This is a genomic window from Candidatus Hydrogenedentota bacterium (assembly GCA_016791475.1).
Lineage (GTDB): Bacteria > Hydrogenedentota > Hydrogenedentia > Hydrogenedentales > JAEUWI01 > JAEUWI01.
The window spans coordinates 51,803-76,517 of record JAEUWI010000013.1; the positions used below are offsets into that span (position 1 = coordinate 51,803).

The 24,715-nt window shown below is 62.1% G+C and carries 17 protein-coding genes and 1 pseudogene; 6 read left to right on the forward strand and 12 right to left on the reverse strand.

Annotated features, from left to right (window positions below; genetic code table 11):
* Positions 1-20: 20 nt before the first annotated feature.
* Positions 21-749: a carbon-nitrogen hydrolase family protein gene (locus tag JNK74_09035; GenBank protein MBL7646317.1), complete on the reverse strand. Its 729-nt coding sequence runs from the start codon at positions 747-749 to the stop codon at positions 21-23.
* A gap of 208 nt (positions 750-957) precedes the next feature.
* Between JNK74_09035 and JNK74_09040 the strand changes: the two genes are divergently transcribed.
* Together JNK74_09040 and JNK74_09045 are read left to right on the forward strand one after the other, a co-directional pair.
* Positions 958-1,629: a response regulator transcription factor gene (locus JNK74_09040; protein ID MBL7646318.1), complete on the forward strand. Its 672-nt coding sequence runs from the start codon at positions 958-960 to the stop codon at positions 1,627-1,629.
* Positions 1,626-3,308 carry a HAMP domain-containing protein gene (locus tag JNK74_09045; GenBank protein ID MBL7646319.1) on the forward strand — a complete coding sequence of 561 codons (1,683 nt, stop codon included), beginning with the start codon at positions 1,626-1,628 and terminating at the stop codon, positions 3,306-3,308. The genes JNK74_09040 and JNK74_09045 overlap by 4 nt, the downstream gene beginning before the upstream one ends.
* Here the strand turns inward: JNK74_09045 and JNK74_09050 are convergent.
* From JNK74_09050 to JNK74_09085, 8 genes and pseudogenes are all read right to left on the reverse strand, one after another.
* Complete coding sequence (locus JNK74_09050; protein MBL7646320.1) at positions 3,273-4,217, reverse strand: carbohydrate kinase; 945 nt, start codon at positions 4,215-4,217, stop codon at positions 3,273-3,275. The two genes, JNK74_09045 and JNK74_09050, sit on opposite strands and share 36 nt — an antisense overlap.
* Positions 4,218-4,790: 573 nt before the next feature.
* On the reverse strand, positions 4,791-6,371 hold the full coding sequence (locus tag JNK74_09055) for a sulfatase (GenBank protein MBL7646321.1): 1,581 nt from the start codon (positions 6,369-6,371) through the stop codon (positions 4,791-4,793).
* Positions 6,368-6,757, reverse strand: a pseudogene (locus tag JNK74_09060) (DUF4573 domain-containing protein). Before JNK74_09060 ends, JNK74_09055 begins: the two are co-directional and overlap by 4 nt.
* A gap of 194 nt (positions 6,758-6,951) precedes the next feature.
* Positions 6,952-7,923: an ABC transporter permease gene (locus JNK74_09065; GenBank protein MBL7646322.1), complete on the reverse strand. Its 972-nt coding sequence runs from the start codon at positions 7,921-7,923 to the stop codon at positions 6,952-6,954.
* A 523-nt stretch (positions 7,924-8,446) separates the two neighbouring features.
* Positions 8,447-9,952 (reverse strand): sugar ABC transporter ATP-binding protein, encoded by a 1,506-nt coding sequence (locus JNK74_09070; GenBank protein ID MBL7646323.1) that lies wholly within the window; start codon positions 9,950-9,952, stop codon positions 8,447-8,449.
* A complete protein-coding gene (locus JNK74_09075; GenBank protein MBL7646324.1) occupies positions 9,949-11,079 on the reverse strand; it encodes a hypothetical protein in 1,131 nt (376 codons plus the stop codon). The genes JNK74_09070 and JNK74_09075 overlap by 4 nt, the downstream gene beginning before the upstream one ends.
* 44 nt (positions 11,080-11,123) lie before the next feature.
* Positions 11,124-12,251 (reverse strand): substrate-binding domain-containing protein, encoded by a 1,128-nt coding sequence (locus JNK74_09080; protein MBL7646325.1) that lies wholly within the window; start codon positions 12,249-12,251, stop codon positions 11,124-11,126.
* Positions 12,252-12,488: 237 nt separating this feature from the next.
* Positions 12,489-13,451: a hypothetical protein gene (locus tag JNK74_09085; GenBank protein ID MBL7646326.1), complete on the reverse strand. Its 963-nt coding sequence runs from the start codon at positions 13,449-13,451 to the stop codon at positions 12,489-12,491.
* Positions 13,452-14,210: 759 nt separating this feature from the next.
* On the opposite strand from JNK74_09085, the gene JNK74_09090 reads away from it, so the two are divergent.
* A complete protein-coding gene (locus JNK74_09090; GenBank protein MBL7646327.1) occupies positions 14,211-15,923 on the forward strand; it encodes a glutamine--tRNA ligase/YqeY domain fusion protein in 1,713 nt (570 codons plus the stop codon).
* 307 nt (positions 15,924-16,230) lie between these two features.
* Here JNK74_09090 and JNK74_09095 read toward each other — a convergent pair whose 3' ends face one another.
* A complete protein-coding gene (locus JNK74_09095; GenBank protein ID MBL7646328.1) occupies positions 16,231-17,568 on the reverse strand; it encodes a cyclic nucleotide-binding domain-containing protein in 1,338 nt (445 codons plus the stop codon).
* A gap of 244 nt (positions 17,569-17,812) precedes the next feature.
* Here JNK74_09095 and JNK74_09100 point away from each other — a divergent pair, with 244 nt between their 5' ends.
* On the forward strand, positions 17,813-18,379 hold the full coding sequence (locus JNK74_09100; protein MBL7646329.1) for a carboxymuconolactone decarboxylase family protein: 567 nt from the start codon (positions 17,813-17,815) through the stop codon (positions 18,377-18,379).
* Positions 18,334-19,296, forward strand: coding sequence for an RNA polymerase sigma-70 factor (locus JNK74_09105; protein MBL7646330.1), 963 nt, complete (start codon positions 18,334-18,336; stop codon positions 19,294-19,296). Before JNK74_09100 ends, JNK74_09105 begins: the two co-directional genes overlap by 46 nt.
* A gap of 273 nt (positions 19,297-19,569) precedes the next feature.
* Here JNK74_09105 and JNK74_09110 read toward each other — a convergent pair whose 3' ends face one another.
* Positions 19,570-20,598, reverse strand: coding sequence for an N-acetylglucosamine-6-phosphate deacetylase (locus JNK74_09110; GenBank protein ID MBL7646331.1), 1,029 nt, complete (start codon positions 20,596-20,598; stop codon positions 19,570-19,572).
* A 443-nt stretch (positions 20,599-21,041) separates the two neighbouring features.
* Positions 21,042-22,316 (reverse strand): Gfo/Idh/MocA family oxidoreductase, encoded by a 1,275-nt coding sequence (locus tag JNK74_09115; protein MBL7646332.1) that lies wholly within the window; start codon positions 22,314-22,316, stop codon positions 21,042-21,044.
* Between the two features lie 378 nt (positions 22,317-22,694).
* On the opposite strand from JNK74_09115, the gene JNK74_09120 reads away from it, so the two are divergent.
* Complete coding sequence (locus JNK74_09120; GenBank protein ID MBL7646333.1) at positions 22,695-24,518, forward strand: hypothetical protein; 1,824 nt, start codon at positions 22,695-22,697, stop codon at positions 24,516-24,518.
* Positions 24,519-24,715: the final 197 nt, after the last annotated feature.

Below are 24,715 nucleotides of genomic sequence, written 5' to 3' on the forward strand. Positions count from 1 at the left end.
ACTCCAGACGCCAGACTATTCTACAAGGTGTCGGGGTCGATCTCGAAGGTGAAGCTTTGCTCACCCTGGGGGTTGCAGCGCACGAGCCACTCGCCTTCGGGCGAAACGACGCCGCTGGGCGAGTTGATGGGGCCGTTCAAGCTGGCCGCGTTCACCGTGATGATGTGGCGCGCGCTTTCCCGCGCGCGAAGCTTCAAGTTGGCCATGTGGAATTCGGTGTAGAAGGGGTCGCACCCGGAATTGACGCTGTGGAAAATAACCTGGGCGCCCTTCTGGCGCAACTGATGGGACAGGCGGTGATCGGGGTAGGTCCCCAGGCCGGGCGTGACCCAGAGGTCATTGCAGATGAGGCAGCCGAAGTCCAGGTCGCGGTAATTGAAGACCCGGAGTTCCTCGCCGGGACGGCACCAGGCGCGGTCTTTTTCGGTGGGAATCAGCTTCTCCTGGGTGCCGAGGAGTTCGCCGTGGTCCGTATAGATTCGCGACTGGATGTAGGTGTGTCCATCCGCGCGGGCGCCGGTGCCGATGATGGCCGCCACATAGGACTGGCGGCACGCGGTGGCGATCTGCTGCCAGGCCTCCAGCGTCTTCGTGTCGCTGAAGTCGTTGTTGTACCCCGTGAGACTCATTTCGGGGAAAACGATGATGTCGCAGTCGCTGTTTTTGATGTGCTCCAGTATTTTGGGCAGATTCTCTCCTTTGGTCGCGCCCACCGCCATCTGAATACCTGTAACCCGAATTGATGCCATTTGCCCATCCTCCTGTTACTGCACAATTGACCCACTGCCCCCGGCAACGCGCCCAAGGCGTTTCAGGTCGAAGCTCATTCGATACTAACATACATTCACCGGATTGGCCATGGCAATTCGGCGGGCGGGAATAAAGGATACGACCCGAGGGGGAGGGGCGCTCGGAGGCTCTGTCGTTCGCGCCCCCGGCGCGTGATATACTTCCGCCATGAAGATTCTCCTCGTTGAAGATGAAAAACAGATTGCCGATTTCGCGAAGAAAGGCCTGACCGAGCAGGGCTTTCTGGTGGAGCATTGCGCACATGGCGATGAGGCCCTGGGGCTCATGCTTTCCCAGCCCTACGATGCGGTTGTGCTGGATATCATGCTCCCGGGCCGCGATGGTCTGAGCATTCTGAAGCAGTTCCGGAAGAAGGGGCACGGCACGCCCGTGATCCTGTTGACGGCCCGTTCCGAGCTGGACGAGCGCATCGAAGGGCTCAATACCGGTGCGGACGACTACCTGACGAAGCCTTTCTATGTGGAGGAGCTGGCGGCGCGGCTGCACGCCGTGAGGCGCCGCGCGTCGGACGAAGGCGTGAGTTTGCTCCGTTCGGGGGAGGTGACCATCAATCTGATTACGCGGGAGGTGAAATCCGCCGGAGTGGTGGTCAAGCTCACGGCCCGGGAATTCAGCCTGTTGGAATACCTCATGCGCAGCCCCGGCCGCGTGTACACGCGCACCCAGATGATCGAGCATGTCTGGGGCTACGATTTTGATCCGAACACGAATCTGGTGGATGTGCACATTCAGCGCCTCCGGAAGAAGCTCGGCGGCGACGGCGCGTTCATCGAGACCATACGGGGTGTGGGCTATCGGGTGCGGAAGGAAGGGGAATGAAGCTGGCTTTCGCGCCCCGGTCCTTCCGGATGCGCATCATGCTCCTTTCCGTGTCCATCTCGGGGGCGATCCTGCTCGGGTTTGGCTGGCGAACGTGGCACTTGCTGCACGGTCTCACCGGTCTGGAGCGGCTGGATGGGGAGATGAAAGCCCTGGCGCGCAATCAACTCGCATCGCCCCGACGCGATGGCGGCTGGGGCGCTTTTGAGGATTCACTCCAGTATCTTTCAAGCCTGGACCCATCCCGTGCCTTTGCGTTTGTGGTTGTCGGCCGGGACGGGGAAGAGCGTCGCCGCAGCGCGACCTGGCCCGCAGCGCTGGCTTCCGGCACGATACTCGACGCCGTAGCGCTGGATGCGGTGCCTCCGATGGAGCCGGATTTTTTTCGTTCACCCGATTTCAGGGGGCCGCCCGGGCCGCTCGACGGTCCACCCGATTTCAACGGCTTCGGCCCGCCGGATGGTCCGCCGGAGTTTATGCGACCGGAGCGGGGCGAGCCGCCAGCAGGGGGGAATCCGCCCCGCGCGCCTGAGGCTTCGGTACCGGCTCCGGTTCCGGGATTCGGTCTGGGCGACGGCCCGGAGCGCGCTTCGGGATACCGGCAGGGTCAGGGGCCCCGCTCCTGGCCATCGGAGCGATTTCCGGTCAAGGAGTTGCTTTTTCAGACGCGCACCGCGGGCGACCGGTCCTGGCGGGTGGCGGTGCTGGCCTCGCCGCGCGACATTCTGGTAATTGCGGCGGATCTGGAGCCTTTTTTTGCGGAAACCGGGGCGCTCCGCGACACCTTTCTCGCTATTTTTGCTCTGGCCATGGTGGCTATCGGCGCGGGGGGCTGGTTTCTTGCGCAACGCGCCCTGAAGCCGGTCAATGCGCTTATCGCTGCGGCGGAATCCATCACGGCGCAGGAATTGGAGCGGCGGCTTCCGGAGCAGGGCTCCTCGGAGGAGTTTGATCGGTTGAACCGCGTTTTCAACAGCATGCTTGAGCGCCTTGATCGCAGTTTCAAGCAGGCCACGCGCTTCAGCGCGGATGCGGCCCACGAATTGAAGACGCCATTGACCATTCTTCAGGGCCAGCTCAACCAGGCCTTGCAGGAGGCCCCGCCCGGTTCCCCGTTGCAGCAGAAGCTGGGGCAGTTGCTGGAGGAAGTGCAGCGGCTCACGGTCATAATTCGCCGCCTGTTGCTCCTGTCTCTGGCCGATGCGGGGCGACTCAAGGTCACCCTGGCTCCGGTGGCGCTGGATAGTTTCGTGGAGTCGATAATCGAGGATGTGGAGATTCTGGCGCCCGAGTTGGAGGTGAAGAGCGAGCTGAGCCCGGGAATTGTGGTCGAGGCCGATGCGGCCCTGTTGCAGCAGGCGGTTCAGAATCTGGTGAATAACGCCATCAAGTACAATGTGCCCCAGGGCAAGATTCATTTCAGCCTCTTTCGCCAGGCGGGCAAGGTGCGCCTTACGGTGGCCAACACGAGCCGGGGGATTGCGGCGGAAGACCGGAAGCGCGTGTTTCACCGTTTCTATCGCGGCGACCCGGCCCACTCGCGCGAGGTGGATGGTCTGGGGCTGGGGTTGAGCCTGGCGCGGGAGATAGTGCGATCGCACCATGGCAAACTCTGGCTGGCGGATGCTCCGGAGGGATGGGTACTATTCGTACTCGAATTGCCCGAGGCGCGGGTATAGTTCCGCGGCGGGCTCGAAGGCGAACCGGGCGTGGGAGGCGCGGTGGGGCATGGACGAGCGCGACGTGCATACGTGGCTCGCAAGCTCGTTGGCCCGCTCGCTGATTTCCCCGAGCGGCCAGCCCTGAAGCAGCCCCATGACGAGCGTGGCGGTGAAGGCGTCGCTCGCGCCCAGGGTATTCTCTACGGCCTCCGCGCGTACGCCGTGGTGGACTTCGAGGTGGTCCGGCGTCATGAGGACGCTGCCGCGCGCGCCTCGGGTGACGGCGACGGCGCCGAGGGCAAACTTGTCCATCAACGATTCCATGCGTTCTTTGGTGGAGCCGCCGATGTTCAGGAGGGACGAAACGACGGGCAATTCATCCTCGTTCAGCTTGAGTACTTCCGCGTGTTCGAGCAGGTCCTGTATCAGGGTGCGTGAGTAGACCTTCTGCCGGAGGTTGACGTCGAGCACCCGCAGGCAACCGGGCATGACGGATTCGAGAAACTGAAGGATGCAGCCCCGGCTGTCGGGATTGCGTGATGCGAGGGTACCGAAGCAGATGGCGTCGGCCTTGCGGGCCAGTTTCACGCACTCCGTGCGGAAGGGCAGGTTGTCCCAGGCGGCGAGATCGGGCACCTCGTAGGTCGGTGTGCCGTGGCTGTCCAGTTCAATCCTCACCTCGGCGGTGGGTCGGGCCGCATCCAGATGGACCACGCCGATGGACAATCCGGCCTGGGACATGGCGTCGAGCAATTCGCGACCGGCGCTGTCCTGTCCCACACTGGACGCGATGACACCCTTTGCGCCGAGGGCCTGTGCATGATATACGACGTTGGCGGGTGCCCCGCCCAGTTGCCGGCCATCCGGCAATACATCCCACTGCACTTCTCCCAGCCCGACAACAAACAAAGGTTGCGTTTCCGCCATCTCTCCAACCCCTCTACGAATCTCTCGCCTGCGGTTTTCAAATCGCACCTGTACGAAGGGGGCCGCTTCGCACGCGGTCCCTCTCGTTTGAACACCCGCACGCTGCCCGGGTGTCCGCTGGCCTAAGAATGACGATTTGATCGCGCAAATTCAAGCCCAAACCGGGACTGTTCTATTTTGGTAAACAGACCAAGTCCGAGCTAATCCGCCGGCTCAGCCGGTGAGAATCCATCAGGTTCCGCCTCTACATTGTTTGGGGCGTAAGCCCCGGGTTGACGATTCGCCATTCGTTTGAATCCGCGAAGCGGATGGTGGCGCAAGAAGGCGCTAATCTGCCATCCGCTTCGCGGATTCATCGGTACGTTGCCAAGGTTCCTGGGGCTTACGCTCCAGGCGATTGACTGTCATCCGCTTCGCGGATTAGCAAGGCCGGGGTCCGGAGAAGTGGTCCGGAAATCTCGACCCGCGCTTCACCTGGATGAGCCCCATAGGACTTGGCGAACAGAACGTTTACCTGGACTGACCGGCCGCTTTCAGGGGCCTTCCTCATACCACTGGTTCTACCGGTGGTTACTAAATCCCTTCGCTCTCTGGCACGGAATATTGGGCGCGGAGCACCGCCAGTTTCTCGGTGAGTGCTTTAATCGTCTCCGCGTATTCGGGGTTGCCGTACTGGTTTTGCATCTCGGCGGGGTCGGTTTTCAGGTCGTAGAACTCCCACTCGTTCAAGGTGTGGAAGTGGATCAGCTTGAAGCGCTCGGTGCGCACGCCGTAGTGGCGGTAGACGTTGTGCACCTTTCCCTCACCCTCGTAGTAATGATAGTAGAGGGCGTCGCGCCATGCGGCGGGTTGCTCTCCTTGAAGGAGGGGGGCCAGGCTGGCCCCCTGCATGTCGCCGGGATCGGGGGTGCCCGTCAGGGCGAGAAAGGTCTGGGCCATGTCGAGGTTTTGCACCATGGCGTCGCAGGTGGAGCCGGGCGCGATGCCGGGGCCCATGGCGAGGAGCGGCGTGCGCAGGGATTCTTCGTACATGAAGCGTTTGTCGAACCAGCCGTGCTCGCCCAGGTAGAAGCTCTGGTCTGAGGAATAAAACACAATGGTATTCCGGTCCAGGCCCTTTTCCTTGAGATAATCCAGCACGCGGCCCACGTTGTCGTCCACGGCGCGCACGCAGCGCAGGTAGTCCTTCATATACTGCTGATACTTCCAGCGCACGAGATCCTTGCCCGACAGGTTGGCCTCGCGGAAGGCTTTGTTTCGGGGTCCATAGACGGCGTCCCACGCGGCGCGCTGCTCGGGGTTCATGCGGCCGATGGCGTTATTCCAGCGGCCCTTCAATTTCGGGTCGGACTCCGCATTGTCGGGCCAGACCTTCAAATCCGAATCGAGGGTCATGGTCTTCTCGATGGACATGTCCTGCAACTTCGCGGCGGAGCCCCGGTTTTCATAGGTGTCAAAGAGGTTGTCCGGCTCGGGGAATTCCACGTCTTCGAAGAGGCTAAGGTGCTTCGGGCCGGGCTCCCATTCGCGGTGTGGCGCCTTGTGCTGAATCATCAGCATGAAGGGCTTGCTTTGGTCGCGCTCCGCCTCCAGCCAGTTCAACGCCTTGTCGGTCGTGATGTCGGTGACGTAGCCCGGTTCCCGGATTTTGCCCGACGGGGTGATGAAATCGGGATTGTAGTAGTGGCCCTGGCCGGGAAGCACCTCCCAGGCGTCGAAGCCGGTGGGCTCGGATACCAGGTGCCACTTGCCAAAGAGGGCGGTTTGATAGCCGTTCTGTTGCAGCAGCTTCGGGAAGGTCTGCTGCGCGCCATCGAAGGTGCTTGCGTTGTCGCGGAAGCCATTGAGGTGACTGTGTTTGCCGGTGAGGATCACGGCGCGGCATGGCCCGCAGATGGAATTGGTGACGAAGCTGTTGTTGAAGCGCACGCCGCCGCCGGCGATGCGGTCGATGTTCGGTGTCGGCGCGATCTCGGCGAGGCGTCCGCCATAGGCGCTTACGGCGGCCTGGGCGTGGTCGTCGCTATAGATCCAGACAATGTTGGGGCGCTGCGCGGGGGCGTCCTGGGCGCGGGCCGCGGTGAGGCCTGCGAGGGCCAGGGTACCGAGGGTGGTGTGGCGCAGGAAGGCGCGGCGGCTGTGGTTTGGATTCATGGCGATGGGCCTCCATGGGGTCTTATGGGTCTTATGGGTCTTATGGGTCTTATGGGTCTTATGGGTCTTATGGGTCTTATGGGTCTTATGGGTCTTATGGGTCTTATGGGTCTTATGGGTCTTATGGGTCTTATGGGTCTTATGGGTCTTATGGGTCTTATGGGTCTTATGGGTCTTATGGGTCTTATGGGTCTTATGGGTCTTGTGGGTCTTATGGGTCTTATGGGTCTTATGGGTCTTATGGGTCTTATGGGTCTTATGGGTCTTATGGGTCTTATGGGTCTTTTGGGTCTTGTGGGTCTTTTGGGTCTTGTGGGTCTTGTGGGTCTTGTGGGTCTTGTGGGTCTTGTGGGTCTTGTGGGTCTTGTAGGTCTGGCGCGATCAGTATACCGTTTCCGCCCCGAAGGGGCAGTGCAGCTTTCAGTTCGCCGCGGCGAACTGGAAGCCGCATTGGCCTTTCAGGTCGAATAAAACCGCGTCGCGACCCTCATGGGTAAACAACAGGTTGTTCCATGCATGTCTATAGCACGAGTGCAAAAATACTCGTCCCACGTTGATTGGAACTAGTTCAATGGTCCCATCAAATTGCGACTCTCGCCCGCTTCTTCGCCATAAATCGTTTGAAGAATTCGTCGGCAATCACGCCGGCGAGGAGGACTGCGCCGATGATGGCGAACTCCAACTCCGAGGGGAAGCCCAGGATGGTGATGGCGTTCTGGAGGACGCGGAGCACGGCGGTGCCGATGATGACGCCGAGGATCGCGCCTTCGCCGCCGCGGAGGCTGAAGCCGCCGAGGACGGCGGCGGCGATGGCGTAGAGCTCGTAGAACTCGCCCATGCCGGCGGGTTGCACGGTGTTGAGATCGAGGGCGAAGACGATGCCGCTGAAGCCCGCGCAGAGGGAGCAGAAGACATAGGCGGCGACCGTGACTCTGGCAGTGTTAATCCCGCTGTAGCGCGCGGCTTCTTCATTGCGGCCGAGGGCGAAGAGGTAGCGTCCGTAGATGGTGTATTGGAGGAGGAACCCGGCGGCGAGTGCGACGAAGATCATGTTGATGAAGGGTACGGGGAGGGAGAATGTGCCGGTGATGGGCAGCGCGCCGTCGGATAGAAATCGGAGCCCTTTGAAATCGGAGCCGAAGCCCACGCTCTGGTCGCCGGTCATGTAGCGTGCGATGCCGCGACAGAAGAGCAGGCTGCACAGCGTGACCACGAAGGGCTGGAGCCTTACCTTGGTGATCAGGAGTCCGTGTACGAGTCCGATGCCGGCGGAGCCGATGAGGATCATGGGGATAACGAGCCAGGGGGAGAGCCCTTTGGTCGTGAGCAGGAATGCGAGGAGTGAACCGGAGAGGCCGACGACGGAGCCGATGGAAAGATCGATGCCGCCGGTCACAATGACGAGTGACACGCCCACGCCGATAATGCCGAAGAGGCCGATCCAGCGGAAGGTGTTCTGCATGTTGTAGGCGGAGAGAAAGTTGGGGCTGTTGGCCGCCGTGAACAGGCAGACGACAATCAAGAGGCCGAGGATGCCCAGTGTTTTTTTCATGTGTACTCCGGAGTCGTAATATATGTGCTAATTACGCGCGCCATTGGGCCGCAACCAAAGAACCGAACTGCAAATTTGCGCAGATTCTCGCAAATTGATGAAGAAATAAGACACAAGAGATTTAAACCGCGAATGAACGCGAATATCCAGTTGCGGTTAATCTTTACGAACGAGGCCTTCCTGCAGAGTATGGAACATGATCGTTTCCGTGAATATCCGTGCTCTTCCGTGGTCAACAGCCACGGATTGACCACGGAACTGCACGGAATTTCACGGAGAACTCTCCCTGGAAATATTTAACCCCATAGGACGCAATTTGAACGATAACAGGTTGGCCTCTGCGTCTCCTGGGTTCTTTGAGACTAAACACTTTTTCTGTTTGCTGGAGGCCAAGGTGCGAGCCTTCCAAAATATCGATTCTATGGGTCGGGCCCCAGTTTCTTATTCGTGTGAATTCAGGTTCATTCGTGGTTCAGTTGTTCTCTTGTTTTTGAACGGCGCCGCGGAATCTCACGGTGCGGTATCACGCGACTTTCGGGCTTCCCGTGGCCAGGTGCATTACGGCTTCTTCGTTCAATTCGCCGTGGGCGAGTTCGCCGGTGAGGGCGCCTTCGTGCATGATCAGGGCGCGGTCCGGCAGGTGGAGGATTTCCTCCATCTCGCTGGAGACAAAAATAATCGCCACGCCCTCTTCGGCGAGACGTTCCATGAGTTGATAAATTTCCCGCTTCGCGCCCACGTCGATACCGCGCGTCGGCTCGTCCAGCAACAGGATACGGGGCTTCATGGCGAGCCACTTGCCGAGTACGACTTTCTGCTGGTTGCCGCCGGAGAGCAATTGCACGATCTGGCGGTCGCTCGGCGTCTTGATGCGCAGGGCCTCGACCATTTCGCGACTGATGGCGCACTCTTTCGCACGGTTGAGCAGACCTTTGCGTTGATCGCGCTTGAGGCTGGCCAGACTGCAATTGGCGCGCACGGCCATCTCCAGGATGAGCCCCTGCTGCTTGCGGTCTTCCGGGACCAGGGCCATGCCCTCGCGTATGGCGTCGATGGGGCTGTTCAGACTTACGGGCTTGCCCGCCACGGTTACCTGGCCCGCCAGAGGCGGCGTGACGCCGAAGAGGGTCTGGAGCAACTCCGAGCGGCCCGCGCCCACGAGTCCGCCGACGCCCACAATTTCGCCCGCGCGGACGGAGAAGGACACGCGGCGCGCGGGATAGGCCGGCGTGGCGAGATCGCCAACGCGGAGGACTTCTTCGCCCAGCGCGCGGGTCTTGTATTCGCGGTCGGTAGAGAATTCGCGCCCGACCATGAGCTTGACCATGCGGTCGTGGCCGATCTCTTCTTTCGCCAGGGCGCCGGCGTTCCTGCCGTCTCGCAGGACCTCCACGCGGTCGGCGAGTTCCGTTACTTCGCCCAGGCGGTGGGAGATATAGATGATGCTGGCTCCCTGTGCGCGCAGATCGCGGATGACCTTGTAGAGGTGGTCTGTTTCGTGCTGCGACAGGCTGGAGGTGGGCTCGTCCATGATGAGAATGCGGCTCTGGACGGAGAGGGCCTTGGCGATTTCCACCATCTGTTGCTGGCCGACGGAAAGTCGGCTTACCAGGGTGCGCGGCGAGCAGTTCAGGCCTACACGCCGCAGGTACTCCGCCGCGTCGCGATGTATGGCGGCGCGCCGGACAACGCCCCAGCGATGGGGCTCGCGGCCGAGGAAAATGTTGGAACCGACGTCGAGATTGTCGGCCAGGTTCAACTCCTGATGAATCAGGGAAATGCCCAGCGCGGTGGCGTCCCGGATGGAATCAATCTGCACGGGCTTTCCGTCCATATGGATTGCGCCGCTGTCGGGCCGCTGGATGCCGGCGAGGATCTTCATAAGCGTGCTCTTGCCCGCGCCATTCTCGCCGATTACGGCGAGGACTTCGCCGGGATAGAGGTCGAGGGAGACGCCGTCGAGCGCCTTGACGCCGGGAAAGTGTTTGCACAGATTGGAAACGCGAAGCAGGGGCCCGGGATCGGTCATGTGTGTTTGCCTTCCGGGCCCCGGGCGCCGCGATAGCGTTCGAGCAGGCGCGTGTAGTTCATGGCCTCCAGCCGGGGCCGCACGACGGCAAAGAGCCGGTCGGCTTCGGTACCCCGCCCGAGTCTGGCGAGGGCGATGGCGCGGTAGGTGCGGGCCATATCGACGAGAAAGCGTACGAGGGCCGAGCCCTTCGCCATGGGGCGCAGGTTGCCTTCGGCTTCCTTCAGCCGGTTGGATGCCTCGCTGTCGCGCCCCGAGTTTAAAGCGGCCATACCGTGGAGCATTGGCAGCACCATGACGAGCAAGTCGGCCTTGGGCTGATTTTCGATCTCGCCGATGAGCCGTATGGCCAGTTCGGTTTCCCGTTCCTGTTTGAGCAGGGCCAGGGCGTAATCCAGTACGACGGTGGGATTATCCGGCGCGTCTTCCCAGGCGTCGCGATGGCATTGCAGGGCCTCGTCATAGCGCTGTGCGAGGTCGTAGAGCTCCGACATGCGCCCGAGATACATCCACAGGGGCATGGCGGGGTCGTTTCCGTGGGCGCGGACCAGCGCCATGCCTTCGTCGAAGCGGCCCAGGCCCACGAGGGCGCAGGCGCAGCGCATGTCGAGTTCGAAGTCGGGCACGGCGCCACGAAGCGCGGGGACGCGATCGAGCACTTCCTGCCAGCGTCCCCAGCACATGGCTTCCAGCATGGCGTCGTATTTTCGGGCGGGGCCGAAAAAGGCGAACCAGGCCGCGACGGCGGGCGGGAGAAGCAACACGGCACTTGCGAGCCACCCCACCCAGGTCATGGGCGTTCCACGCCATGCGCCGTAGGCCAGCCAGGCCAGCGCGGGAGCCTGGGCCCACCAGAGGAAGTTCCAGGATTTTCCGTAGAGCATCCAGAAGAATCCCAGGCTGGACAGGGACCGCAATTCGACCAGATCCGAAGGTTTCATCACCTCGTCATCCACGGCGGGCATGGTGGCGACGGCGACGGCGGCGGCGTCATCCGTGTGCAGGGTGATGTCCGTATAGCCGCGCGAGGCGCACTTCTCGACGGCCTCGCGGGAGGAAGTCGCCTGAATGCGAATGGTTTCCCGTTTGCCTTCGGCGTCGGTGCATGTCACGAGGAACTCCAGCATGCTTCTTGGTCACTCCAACGTGGTGGCGGGTAGATCGCCTCGGTTCAGGCGCCCTGGGCCTTCATTTCTTCCAGCTTGGTCTTGAAATCTTCCACGTTGTCCTTGCGCACGACCACCGTGGGCACTTCGAGCACACCGTTCTCCGGGAGCACGGTGCGGTCGCCCCGGGCCAGGGCCGCGAGGATGCGTACAGACTCGTAGCCGTATTTGAAGGGCTGCTGGCTCACGGTACCGTGGACGGTGCCGGCGGCGATGCCCGCCAGCGTGTCGTCGGCCTCGTCAAAGCTCACGAGCTTGATCTGGCCGAGTTTTCCGGCGCCTTCGACGGCCTTCAGGCAATTGGGGATGTTGTAGGCGAAGAGGCCCACCATGCAGGCCAGATCGGCGTTGGCGGCGATGGTGTCTTCCGCGTTCGATTTTGCCTTGGCATAGTCGAAGTTGTCGGTCAGCGTGCCGATGATGGTGTATTTGCCGCCGGTGATGACCTCCGCCGCCGGGCTGACATTGAGATTCGCGCCGTCCTGCATGGGGGCGTCCAGCAGTTCATCGATGATGCCCTGGCGGCGCTGCTGGGAGTTCAACTGCTCCAGGCGGCCCACAAAAATCATGATCTTGCCGCCGTCGGGAATGACTTCCTTGATCAGTTTGCCCGCTTCGCGTCCCGCCTTGTAATTGTCCATCCCCACGAAGCAGAGTCGCTTGGATTCGGGGGCGTCGGAATCCTGGGTGATGACATTGGTGGCGCCGCAGATCTGGTCGATGAAGCCCACCTGGTTGGCCGCGTCGATGGGGCTGATGGCCACGCCGTCGATGCCGTTTGAAACGGCGGTCTCAATCATGCGTTTCTGGTCGACGATGCCCTTGGGGGGCATGAGTACTTCCGCGCTTACGTTGAAGTCTTTGGCGGCCGCTTTGACGCCCGCCGCGGCGATGGTCCAGAAGGGATCGATGCCGTTGGTGACGTAGGCGACTTTAATTTCTTCGGCGGGTGCTTCGGGCGCGGCATTTTCGGCGGCGGGTGCTTCTGGCGCGGCGGCGTCCGGTGCCTGGTTGTCGCCACCGTCTGCCCCGCAACCGGTCATCAGCGCCATGATCATCAGCGCTGCGGCCGTGCTCTTGCCCATGGCCAACCCGAGGCGCACGAATACGTTACAGTTGTTCAGCCTGCTCATAGAAAAGTCCCTCTCCATTTCAGCGGACGACGGCGGTCCGCGATTAACCCGTCTCCAGCCGGTCTGCGGCCACGAGCAGCCCATTGCAAAACTCGAACGCGGGCTGCCAGGTCGTGCCGGCAACATAAACACTACCTGCTCATCCACCCAGTCTACTGAATTGGCGCTCGTGACTCAAACCCGCCCAAGATTACGAACTTGTAATGTGGCCGTGGCGAGAATTGTTATGTTTCGGCGCTACAGTTGGGCCAGACGAAGGACGGATGAGTCGCCCGAATGGGGCAGCCCCCCCGGAATCGAAACCCAGGACGCCGACAGGGCGCGCCTGACAGTCAGGAGGATAGCGAGATGAGCAGCAAAGGATTCTTTGAGAAGAGCGGTATCCGGACGGCGGTGTTTCTTGCCTGCGGTCTCGGCGCGCTTGGCCTGGTCGGTCTGGGCGGCGTGGTGGGAGCCCAGGAGGGGCCCGGCCCGGACGCGGCCCCAGATCCGCGCCCGGAAGTGCGGCGGGATGGGGAGCGCCCCGGCGGTGGCTATGGTCACGCGGAGTTCGCCCGACCCGAAGAGCGCGGACCGGAAGGTCGTGAGCATGGTGATCGCCAGGGGCCGCCGCCCCGTGGCTCGCTCCAGGGCGACCGCGAAGGCTACGGCCCGCCCCGTGGCCCCGAAGGGGGCGAGGGTGGGTATCGTCAGGGTCCGCCACCCCGCGGTGAGTTCCGTGGCGACCGCGAAGGATATGGTCCTCCCCGTGGCCCCGAAGGCGGCGAGGGTGGGTATCGTCAGGGTCCGCCGCCCCGCGGTGAATTTGATGGTGGCCCCGACGGTCGGGCCATGAAGCGCGGACCGCAGGGCGACGAAGACTTCCGTCAGGGTCCGCCACCCCGTGGTGAGTTCCGCGGCGACCGCGAAGGTTATGGTCCTCCCCGTGGCCCCGAAGGCGGCGAGGGTGGGTATCGTCAGGGTCCGCCGCCTCGCGGTGAATTTGACGGTGGCCCCGAAGGTCGGGGCATGAAGCGCGGCCCGCAGGGCGACGGTGGTGATTTCCGTCAGGGTCCGCCGCCCCGTGGCGATTTCGGCCCCGGTCCCGAAGGCATGGAAGGACCCCGTGGTCCCCGTGGCGCGGGCGGCCCTCCGGCGTTCAAGGATTTCGACGCGGATGGCGACGGAAGCATAACGGAAGCCGAGTTTAATGCCTTCCACGAGAAGCGCTTTGCAAATCGTCCGCCCCGGGGTCCCGAAGGTCCTGGCGCGCCCGCCGGGCCTCCGCTGCCTGAAAATGCCCCGGTAGACGCGCCCCCGGCTCCGCCGGTCGTTGCCCCCGAGGCGCCGCCGGTTGCACCGCCGGCCCCCCCGGCCCCGGTTCAGTAAGTTTTGCCCATCCAGCGCCGGCTGAGTGACACCAGTCGGCATTGACCGGAGCAGCTTCCCCCTGGCTGCTCCGGTCGCCCTTTTTGGGGATTGCGCAGTTTCGTTCCGCGCAGAAACGAGAACGCGGGACGGTCCCGAATGGCACTAAGTTAAGGGTTTCCGAGCAGAAAAAGGATTCCAAGGGTGCCACCCACACGCGGGCCGCCTCAGGCGGCCATCAGCTTGTGGGTGATGGGACATCGGCTTTGCCTGGCCACTCATGAATACCAGCGTGGCGGCTGCTTTTTCGTTGCCTCGCGACGAACTTGGCTCGCTTGTAGGCGCCGCACCCATAAACTCCGTCGCAAGCTCCTCCGTGTATGGGTGGCACCCGCCGTTGGCCTCGATTGTTCAAGGTCAATCCCGTGAAGTTAGTGCCATTCGGGACGGTCCCGTCGCCGCAACTTGATTGTGTATTTGCTGCTCCCTGATAATACAGGCCTTACGCAGCGGGTGTTATTTTGCGGCGATTCCCGCCCGGCCAGTCCCTTCGGGCTGCCTGCCCGCACCCCGGATAGATACCGTAGTCCCAATTTCCATGAAAGTGCCCCGATGACGTCGCCCCAGACCCCGGAACCCAGTGAAGAGCGCAAAGTCTCCAATTTCATTCGCAATATCATCGAAGAAGATATCGCGACGGGAAAAAATGGAGGCCAGGTGGTCACCCGCTTCCCTCCGGAGCCCAATGGTTACCTGCATATCGGCCACGCCAAGTCGATCTGTCTGAATTTTGGCCTGGCCGAGCGCTATCAGGGGCGCTGCCACCTTCGCTTTGACGACACGAACCCCTCGAAGGAAGAGGACGAATACGTGCAGTCCATCAAAGAGGACGTGCGCTGGCTGGGCTTTGACTGGGGCGAACACGAATACTACGCGTCGGACTATTTCGACAAGCTTCACGCCTGGGCCATCCAGCTTATTGAAGAAGGCAAGGCCTATGTGTGCGATCTGACCTTCGAGGAGATGAAGGAGTATCGCGGCACGCTGACGGAGCCGGGGAAGAACAGCCCCTACCGTGATCGCAGCGTGGAGGAGAATCTGGACCTTTTCGCGCGTATGGGCGCGGGTGAGTTTGACGAGGGCACCCGTGTGCTCCGTGCGAAGATTGATATGGCGGCGGCGAACCTGAACCTGCGCGATCCGGTCATGTATCGTATCTTGAAGGCGGAGCACCACCGCACGGGCAGCAAGTGGAAGATCTATCCGATGTACGACTACACCCACGGGCAGTCGGACTCGCTGGAGGGGATCACTCACTCGATCTGCACGCTGGAATTTGAAGATCATCGCCCGCTCTACGACTGGTATATCCACGCGCTGGGTATTCACCATCCCCAGCAGATCGAGTTTGCACGCCTGAACCTGAGCTTCACCATGATGAGCAAGCGCAATCTGCTCACGCTGGTGCAGGACAAGCACGTGGAGGGCTGGGACGACCCCCGCATGCCCACCATCTCCGGCATGCGCCGCCGGGGCTATCCGCCGCAGGCGATTCGCGCCTTCTGCGAGGCCGTGGGTGTGGCGAAGGCGGACAGCACGGTGGATTTTGCGTGGCTGGAGCATTTTGTTCGTGATGAATTGAACAAGACCGCGCCGCGCTTCATGGCGGTGGTGAAGCCGCTGAAGGTCATCATCGAGAATTATCCCGAGGAGCAGGAAGAAGAATTGGAGGCGGTGAACAACCCGGAAGATCCTTCAGCCGGGTCGCGTGTCGTGCCCTTTTCACGGGTGCTCTATATCGAGCGGGAGGACTTCATGGAGAATCCTCCCAAGCAGTTCTTCCGCCTGGCGCCGGGCCGGGAAGTGCGCCTGCGTTATGCCTATTTCATTACCTGCACGGGAGTGGACAAAGATCCGGCGACGGGCGAGATCACGGCGTTGCGTTGCACGTATGATCCGGCGACCCGGGGCGGCGACGCGCCCGACGGTCGCAAGGTGAAGTCCACGCTGCACTGGGTTTCGGCCATACACGCCAAGCCCGCCGAGGTGCGCAACTACAACCTGCTCTTCACCAAGGAAAACCCGAATCGCGGGAAGAAGGGCGCGCACTGGACGACGAACATCAATCCGGACAGCCTGGAGATCGCGAAGGATTGCCTGGTGGAACCCGCACTCGCGCAGGTGAAGGCGGGCGAGCGCGTGCAGTTTGAGCGGCTGGGCTATTATTGCGCCGACAGTAAAGAGCACAAGCACAGCGCGCCGGTGTTTAATCGCACGGTGACCCTGAAAGACGCCTGGGCGAAGGAACAGCAGAAGGGGGCGTAGGGGTTGCGCTGACGGCTGGGATTGGCGAACGGTCGAAATTCCACTGCCCACTCGTTACCACGGTCCCCCGTGGTAATGCATACCGTGCCGCTCCTGCGGTACATGGCGTGGGAGATTGGCCTGGATGATTTCCATCGCATAAGGGCGGGCTGATGCCTTGCCCGTCAACGGTGATATTGACCCAAGTGTCGGCGCTGCAGTTTGTTCCGCGAAGCGGAACGGTATGCATTCCCACGGAGGACCGTGGGAACGAGATAAAGCGTGGGGGTGATTACCCTCCACTTGGCCTCCTGGGGCGCGTCAGTCCCTACTGGGCATTGGCTTCCTGCAACCTGCGGCTCAGGGTCAGGATGATGTTCACCAGCAACTGCACGGACACGTCGCGGGGCATGATGTTGTTGATGATGTCCATCTTCAGCCCCAGCAGGCTCACGTCGTTCAGGGCAACGGCGTCGGCGCTGCGCTTGCCCTGGCTGATGAGGGCCATCTCGCCGAACATGTCGCCCTGTTTGAGCGTGGCGATTTCGCGGCCATCGTCGGCGATAGTGACGTTGCCGTTCAGGATGAGATAGAGGGATTCGCCCTCCTGTCCTTTCTTGAAAATGACTTCGCCCGCCTCGTATTCCACGGTGAGGCCCCGGGCGAAGATCTTGGCGATCATCTCGGCCTCCAGGCCCCGGAAGAGGTCCATGCGGCGCGCGAGGATTTCGTAGGTATCCCGCATGCTGTCCATCATGGCGTTGGTCACTTCTTTGAGGATCTTGTCCGGCGATTCCGCGTCACCGTCGTCGGTGCTTTCGTCCGTGGCGGGCGCGGCGTGGAAGACACCTTCAAAAACCGACTGGGTGTCGGGCAGGTCTTCCTGGCCGCCCTCTTCCGCGAAGCGCACCCGGTGGTGGGTGCTGTCGGTCATCTTTTTTTCCGCGAAGTCCATGGGGGAGTCGACGGGTGCGGCGGCGGGTATTTCTTCCGCGGCGGCCAGTGCGGCGCTTTCCGCGCGCCGTGCCGCATATTCGGCCTTTTCCGCGGGTGAAAGGCTGATGCCAAAGCTCGACAAGGAGAGGTCCCTGCCGCTTGTCGCGCCGCGGTCCTCGGCGAACACCTTTGCGACGACGGTTTCGAAGTGTTTGTGGGCGCAGAGAATCGGCTTGATGCGCAGGTCGGGGCAGTGTGCCTGGACCACTTCGAGGGCCTTTGTGTTCAGCGGGTTCACCATGGCGATGGTGAGGTTCTTGCCGAGCTTGTCGATGGGGATCAGGCGATACTCGAGACAGACTTCCTTGGGCACCAGGGCGGCCACCTCGGCATCGATGAGGTAGTCCAGCAGGCTCAGGTGAGGAATTTTGCAGAACTTCGCGAGGAAGGAGAGGAGGGATTTCTCATCCAGAATACCTTCCTCCACCAGAATCTCGCCGAGGAAAGCGCCGGTTTCCTTCTGGATGGCCAGGGCGCGTTCGAGTTGCTCGCGGGACGCTTTGCCCTGTTCCAGCAGGATGGCGGGCAGGGACTTGGCACTCACTTGCGCCTGGGCATGACTCGAGGTCTCCGCGGGGCGCGGGGCGGGGGTCTGGGTCGGGCGGGGCGCCGGAGCGGCGGTGGGCAGGGGTGCGACCGCCGCGGGGGTATCGGGCTTCTTTGATTTCATCCAGCCAAGCATAAGGCACAACCCTTCGAAACCGGTTGGTGGCACTTGAACAACGTGCGCAATGGCGATGGAGCGCGTATCGACGCCCGACGTAACACAGGAATCTCACATCAAGCCGCCCGTCCACCACGCCACCAACCTACTCCAGTCCGGGGCTGTTGTGCAAGTTTGAGGCGTGATCGGGTGTCACAAAGCGGTCCGCCGCCTCGTCATGGCTATGGAAAACAACCTCAGGAGACCTTCCATGCGAATTGAACCCATCGAAACACCCCGCAGCCTGAAGATGAAACTGGCCTATGCCTTTTGTAAACGTCGCTTTGGCAAAGTGGTCACGCCCTTCAAGGTCGTAAGCGCCCGTGTGCCCGCGATTATCCCCGTGTATCAGGCGATCACGAAGTACATGACCCGGGAATCCCGGCTTGCGCCGAGCCTTCTCCTGCTGATCCAGTCGTACACGGCCAATCGGAATGCGTGCGGATTCTGTGTGGACATAACGGCCTCCTTTGCCGCCGGCGATCCTGCCCTGCTGGAGAAGGTGTGGCGCGTAACGGATTTCGCCAACGATCCCATCTTTACCGATGGTGAGCGGGCGGCGTTGGCCTATGTGGCGGAGGTGACGGAGCGCCACGAAGCCACCGACGCCACGTTTGCGGAATTGAAGAAGCATTACACCGACGAGCAGATTGTGGAGATTACGCTGGCGAATGCCGTCGAGCACTTCTATAATCTGGTGAACAAGCCGCTGGGCATTGAGTCCGACGGGCTATGCGCGGTGCGGCCGCGTGCCGTGCGGACCGCAACGCCGGCGTGACGGACCCAACCACGAGAAAACAAACCTTGGATCCACTCACTACCTTCAACAGCCGCCGGAAACTGCTCTTCGGCATTGCCTATCGCATGCTGGGCAGCGTCCACGATGCGGAAGACATCGTACAGGAGGCCTACATCCGCTGGGAGCGCGTGGATCACGCGACGGTGGACAACCCCCAGGCCTTTTTATGCACCATGGTCACGCGCATGAGCATCGACCTGCTGCGCTCCGCGCGAAAGCAGCGGGAGACCTATGTGGGCGAGTGGCTGCCGGAGCCCCTGGCTACGGAGGAGGTATCCGCGCCGGAGAATATTGCCCTGGCGGAGTCGCTCTCCACGGCCTTTCTTCTGATGCTGGAGCGGCTCAATCCCGTGGAGCGGGCGGCCTTCCTGTTGCGGGAAGTCTTCGACTATGACTACCCCGAGGTGGCCGATGTCATCGGCAAGAGCGAGGACAACTGTCGGCAGATCGTGCGCCGCGCGAAGGAGCGGGTGCAGGCCCCGGCGCTGCGCTTCGAGGCGCGGGAAGACGCGCGGGATAAGTTGCTGAATACCTTCATGTCGGCCGTGCGCGATGGCGAGGTGAAGGTGCTGGTGAACCTGCTGGCGGACGATGCGGCGCTCTACAGCGACCATGGCGGAAAGGCCAGCGCGGCGCGGCGCACGATTCGGGGCGCGGACAAGATCGCGCGTTTTTTCATCGGCGTGGACACGCGCTTTCGGCCGGCGGAGTTTTCGTATCGCGCGATCTGGCTCAACGGCGCGCCGGGCATCATCGTGTATTCGGGGTTGCGTCCCGAGACCGCTTTTTCGGTGGAAATTGAGGACGGAAAGATCCGGGCCTTCTACGTCACGCGCAATCCGGATAAGCTGGAACGCTTGCCGGGGCCGGTGGGGACAGCGTCGCCCGGGGACTGAGGCGTGTGGGAGAATCTGAGTGTCCATTAGTCCAATTATCCGAGTGAAAGTCACTACACCCGGCGGGGCTGTCCTGTTGCCAGCGAGAGTAACCTATACTTTCAACGCCATGCCCGTGGTGCAAGTGTAACGGACACAGAGGTTGTGCCGCGACGGCGAGGTTCACGGTGATGTCGGCGGGCACGGCGTCAGACAACAGGACAGCCTCGCCAGTTACGGATGTCTTCCCTCGTCTTGGACGGTCCATCGCACACGGAGGAGCTTCCGCCCGTCCTAATCGCAGGGCGACGCTGTCCCTGCGAGGCTGAATCCCGCTTCGCTCACCTCCACGGTGATGTCGGCGGGCACGGGTATGCCCACGAGTTGCGCGGGGCGTGTTGAGGCCATGGTCCAGGCTTCTTCGAAGTTGGCGTCGGTGTGGAGCGCGGTGTTGATGACGCCGAGATCCATGGTCAATGCCGAGCCGGCGAGTCCCGCGTGGCCCACTTTGGTGCAGCGCAAGGTCTCGGATACTTCCACCTCGAAATCCCCAAGCTGGTAGCGGCCCGGCCCGCAGTCCGCCGCCATGATCGCGTCGGATACGAGCACGGTTTTTTCGAAGCGTTTGGCGCGGATGAAATTCTTCAGCGTGAAAAAGGGCACGTGGTGGCCGTCGGCGATAAAGCTGGCGAAGAGGCCGTCTTCCGCGAGCTGGGCTTGGATATAGTTGTCCATGCGCGGCAGCATCTGGTGGGAGCCGTTGCCCAGGTGGGTGGACATGACCAGGCCCGCCTCCGCGCCCGCACGGATTTCGGCCGACGTGGCGTTGGTGTGGCCTGCGGCGGATACGATGCCGTTGTCGCGGCACCATGCGATGAGATCGAGCGCGCCGGGCAATTCCGGTGCGAGGGTGATGATGCCCAGGCGTCCGCCCGAGGCCTCCTGCAGGCGCGCCATGAGGTCCGGCGCGTCGGCGGGGTTGATGGCGTGCTCCAGCGGGTGCGCACCGCGCGGGCCTTCCACGGAGGAGATGAAGGGGCCCTCGATGTGGAGCTTTGGGAAGGCGGCCGCGAGTTCGGCATCGGCTTCCACCAGTTTCGCGTAGGCGCGGCAGTTGGATTCGAGGCGCGCGGGGGACGCGGTGATGTAGGTCGGCAGGGAAACAAGCACGCCGCGCGAATTCATCTTCTCGCGGATCATGTGAAAGGTCTCAGGGGTGAAGACGTCGTCGGCACCATTGAAGTCGATGCCGGCGTAGCCGTTCACCTGCAGATCGACGAGGCCGGGGCCGGTGTGGCGGGTGGGGAGGGGGGAAGTGATCATGGGTGTGCGTTAATCCTTTGAAGAATATGATTGACCACGGAAAGGCACGGAATTTCACGGAAAAGAGAGTACTGACCGTGCTGGAATGCCTGTGCCTCAGGCGATATTGAAATAAAGAAAGGTTCTCCCACAGATCTACACAGATCCGCACAGATAAGCGTATGAATTCCTGAACTACCCGTTTAAGTAGGCGCAAGTCGGCAAGGGGTAGCCTATTCCGTAAATCCCGTGGTCAATCAAATAACCATGGATCAGGGCGTGCACTGAGAAAACAGAATGCGGGAGAGAGATTTGAGAAGTCACCTCGAAGGTAAAAGGGTGTCGTAACTCAGCACCGGTACTTCTGAAACTCTTGTTTCTCCGTGCCTCCGTGTCTCCGTGTCTAAAACTACTGATTGCGGCCGACGGCTGGTATCCGCCTTCGGTGGTCACTTTCTCTGGGCTCACGCCGGCGTCACCACTTCCTTTTCCTTGTCCCAGGCCATCATCTTCTTGTTGAACCAGGAGAGATTGCCCATGCGCACCGCGACGACGCCGTAGAGGCCGAGCTCCGCCGGGCAGTTCAAGGCTGCGCCGTCGCGGATGGCGGCGTGGTGGTTGCGGTGGTGGGGATCGACGTCTTCGCCGCCGGTCTTCTTGTGGGTCGCGATGATCGCGTCCTTGTCGGCGGTCACGTCGCTCTTGATCTCCCAGCCGTCTTTGGTGAAGGTCAGGGTGGCGTCCGTGCCGCGGATGCAGTGGGGGTTGCCATCGTCGTTGGCCATGGTGCCGAGGACGTGGACCGTCATGCCGTTGGTGATGCCTTCCATCGCGGGGTATTCGGCCAGCAGCTCCAGGCTGTCGGGGAGGTCGCGGCCGTCGTTCCAGGTGTAGATGCCGCCCATGCCCACGACGCGCTCGGGGAACTGGAGGCCGCAGGCCTTGATCAGGCGGGTAAGGCGGTGGACAAACAAATCCGTCGCCACGCCGCCGGAATAGTCGGAATAGCAGCGCCACTCGTAGTAGCGGTGGGGATCCCATTCATGGACCGGCGCGGGCTTTTGCCAGGCGTCCCAATCGAGATCGGCGGGTTTGGCCGCATCGCTGTCGCCGCCCTCACGCCGCCAGGGGCCGGGGCCTTCATAGTTGCGCACGTAGTCGATCTGGGCCTGGACCAGCATGCCGAGTTTGCCCGCCTTGATAGCTTCAAAGGCGCTGGAATAGCTGTCGTCGGCCATGCCCTGGACGCCCACCTGGAGCTTGAGGCCCGTCTCGTTCACTTTGCGCACGACTTCCTGGGATTCCTTGATGTCGTGGGTCATGGGCTTCTCGACGTAAACGTGCTTGCCCGCGTCGAGGGCGTCGAGGGTGATGTAGGAATGGGAGTGCTCCGGGGTGGCGATGAGGACGTAGTCGATGTCCTTGCGCTCCAGAATTTTCCGGTAGTCGTTGTAGACCTTGGCTTTGCCCCCGGCTTCCTGGATTTTGCCCTGAAAGTCCAGTGCGCGCTTGTTGTATACATCGCACACCGCGACCAGCTCCAGGTTTTCCTCTTCCCGGATGGGGATAAGCTTTTCCAGGTGGTGGGTGGCGATGGTGCCGCAGCCGATGAAGGCCATACGCAGGCGGTTGTTTGCGCCCGGCGTTTTCGCGTAGCTATTCGCCGTCATGGCGAGGGCGCTCGCCGCGGCTCCGGAGCGGAAGAAATCGCGTCGGGTCAGTTGGAGGAGGGGGGACATGGGGTTGTGGTCCTTTCCAAATCAATGGGTCGGCATTCTGGATAGAAGGGAAGGATAGGGGGAAGGGCGGGCCGGTTACAAGTTCGAGGTGATTTTCCGGCTCGTGATCGGGGCTATGTCGCGGCGAGCACTTGACTTGAAAGTTTTGGAACTCCATACTATGCGCCCAAGCCGTTGCGAACAGGGGTATGGCGCACGTACTCCAGGCCCCGAGTGAGACGGTCGGCCACCGCTCACTTACGCCGCCTCGCGCGGGGCAGCACCGATTCGAATGTACCCAACCTCAGGTAACCATCCATGCCAAGACCCTCGGCGCCGGAACTGGCCGGAACTGCTTCTCCAAGCGCCGGTTGCATTCCGCACAGCGCAATTCGGTCCGTGAACTTGCTTCAGGGGCTGTCGACGAGGAAGCTGGGCGTCGTTGCGGTGGTTCTGGGGCTTCTCTTGACCCTGCCGGCGGTGTGGATCGGCTTTGCGCAGGACGATCATTTTTTCCTCATGGTGTTCAAGGGCAGTCCGGGTTTCGATACCCAGGAACTTGGCCCGCTTGAGACCTTTTCCTTCTCCAAAGGGGATCCGGCGGATCGTCATGAACTCATGGAGCGGGGTCTCCTGCCCTGGTGGACGGTGGAAGGCTGGAAGCTCAATTTCTGGCGTCCCATTTCCTCATTGAGCAGTTGGGTGGACTACCGCCTCTTCGGCGCAAACGCATGGGCCATGCATCTCCACAGCCTTGCGCTCTACGGGATATTGATTGCCATCGCCACGGTGCTCTACCGGCGGCTGATCGAACCGCGCTGGGCGGCGGGCCTGGCCGCGATCGCCTTCGCCGTCGACTCGGGCCACGCCATACCCGTTACCTGGCTCGCCATGCGCAACGCGATCCTGACGCTGCTCTTTGGCCTGCTGCTGCTGGCCGCCCATGACCGCTGGCGCAAGGCGCGGGCGGGGGGGCGCCCCGGCTGGTTTTTCGGCGCGCTTTCGACGCTGTGGCTGGCGCTTGCCTTGCTCAGCGGCGAGTCGGGGGTGTCCGTGGGGGGCTATCTGCTGGCCTATGCGCTTTTTCTCGATCCAACGCATCAGGGGCCCGAGCGCGGCCCGGCAGGCTATGTCCGCGCCATCGCCGCCCTGCTGCCCTACCTGGCCGTGGTGATACTGTGGCGTATCGCCTATTCCAGCCTGGGCTACGGCACGGAAGGATCGGGGCTGTACATCGATCCGGTGGCGGATCCGGCTGAATTTCTCTGGCGTCTGCCCGTACGGCTGGCGGTTCTCCTTCTGGGGCTTCTGGCCATGCCCGACGCCATGCTCTGGAGCCTGACCCCCGCGCCGTGGAGTCATGTCCAGCTCGCGCTGTCCATCGGATTTCTGTTTGTGTTCGGCTGGGCGGTGCTGCCGTTGTTGCGGCGGAGTCCCGAGGCGCGCTTCATGTTTGTGGGATCGGTGCTGGCGGCGGTGCCCGGCTGCGCGACGCTGCCGATGGACCGGCTCATGATGTTTTCTTCCTTTGGGGCGCTGGGGCTTTCGGCGATGCTGCTGGCCGACCTGTCCGCGTGCCGGGCGGGGGGATTCCGCGGGCGGATTCGTTCACCGCTGGCAATCTTTCTTATCGTTTCGCACTTTGTGGTGGCTCCGCTGGGCCTGATTGCGGGCACGCAGCATATCCGCATCATGAACCGGGTGCTGAACGGCTCCAACCCCTCGATCCCGGTCGATCTACCGGCATCGACGCGGGTGGTGGCCATCAACACGCCCAACGATCTTCTGGGGGCGAGTCTGCCGATTCACCGATCCTCGCGGGGCGAGCCCCTGGTACAGCACTGGTGGTGGCTATACTCCGGCATGGAAGATCTGACCGTCGAACGGGAAGACGCCCGCACGATCATCCTGCGACCGGAGGGTGGCTATTTCACGACGCCCTGGGCCGACATTTTCCGGCTGCCGGCCACCGATCCCATTGAGGCGGGCGACCGCTTTTCCCTGGACGGACTCGAGATCGAAGTGATCGCCGCCACCCGCGAAGGCGTGCCATCGGAGGTGCGCTTTCGATTCGACACGCCCCTTGAAGACCCGTCGCTGCGTTTTGTTTCCTGGCGGGACGGCGCCTATGTGCCTTTTTTCCCGCCCGCCCCGGGCGCGTCGGTTGCGGTGCCCGGCGGCCGGCTCCGCCAGTTAATCGACCTTGCGCTGGGCTGGAAATAGGTCGGGATTTCCGACTCGGGTTTGAAGCGCTCGCGCCCCCCGTGGCATAATTCCGCCTTACTTCGCCGCTGCTGGCCCGAATTACAAGTATAGGATTCTGCCCCCGGCGGTACTTGTAATCTCCCGGTGGCGCCGGCTGAGTTCCTTTCTCGCCCACGGTCGGCGGACGGAGCCGATGGATAGCTTTCCGTTCCGCG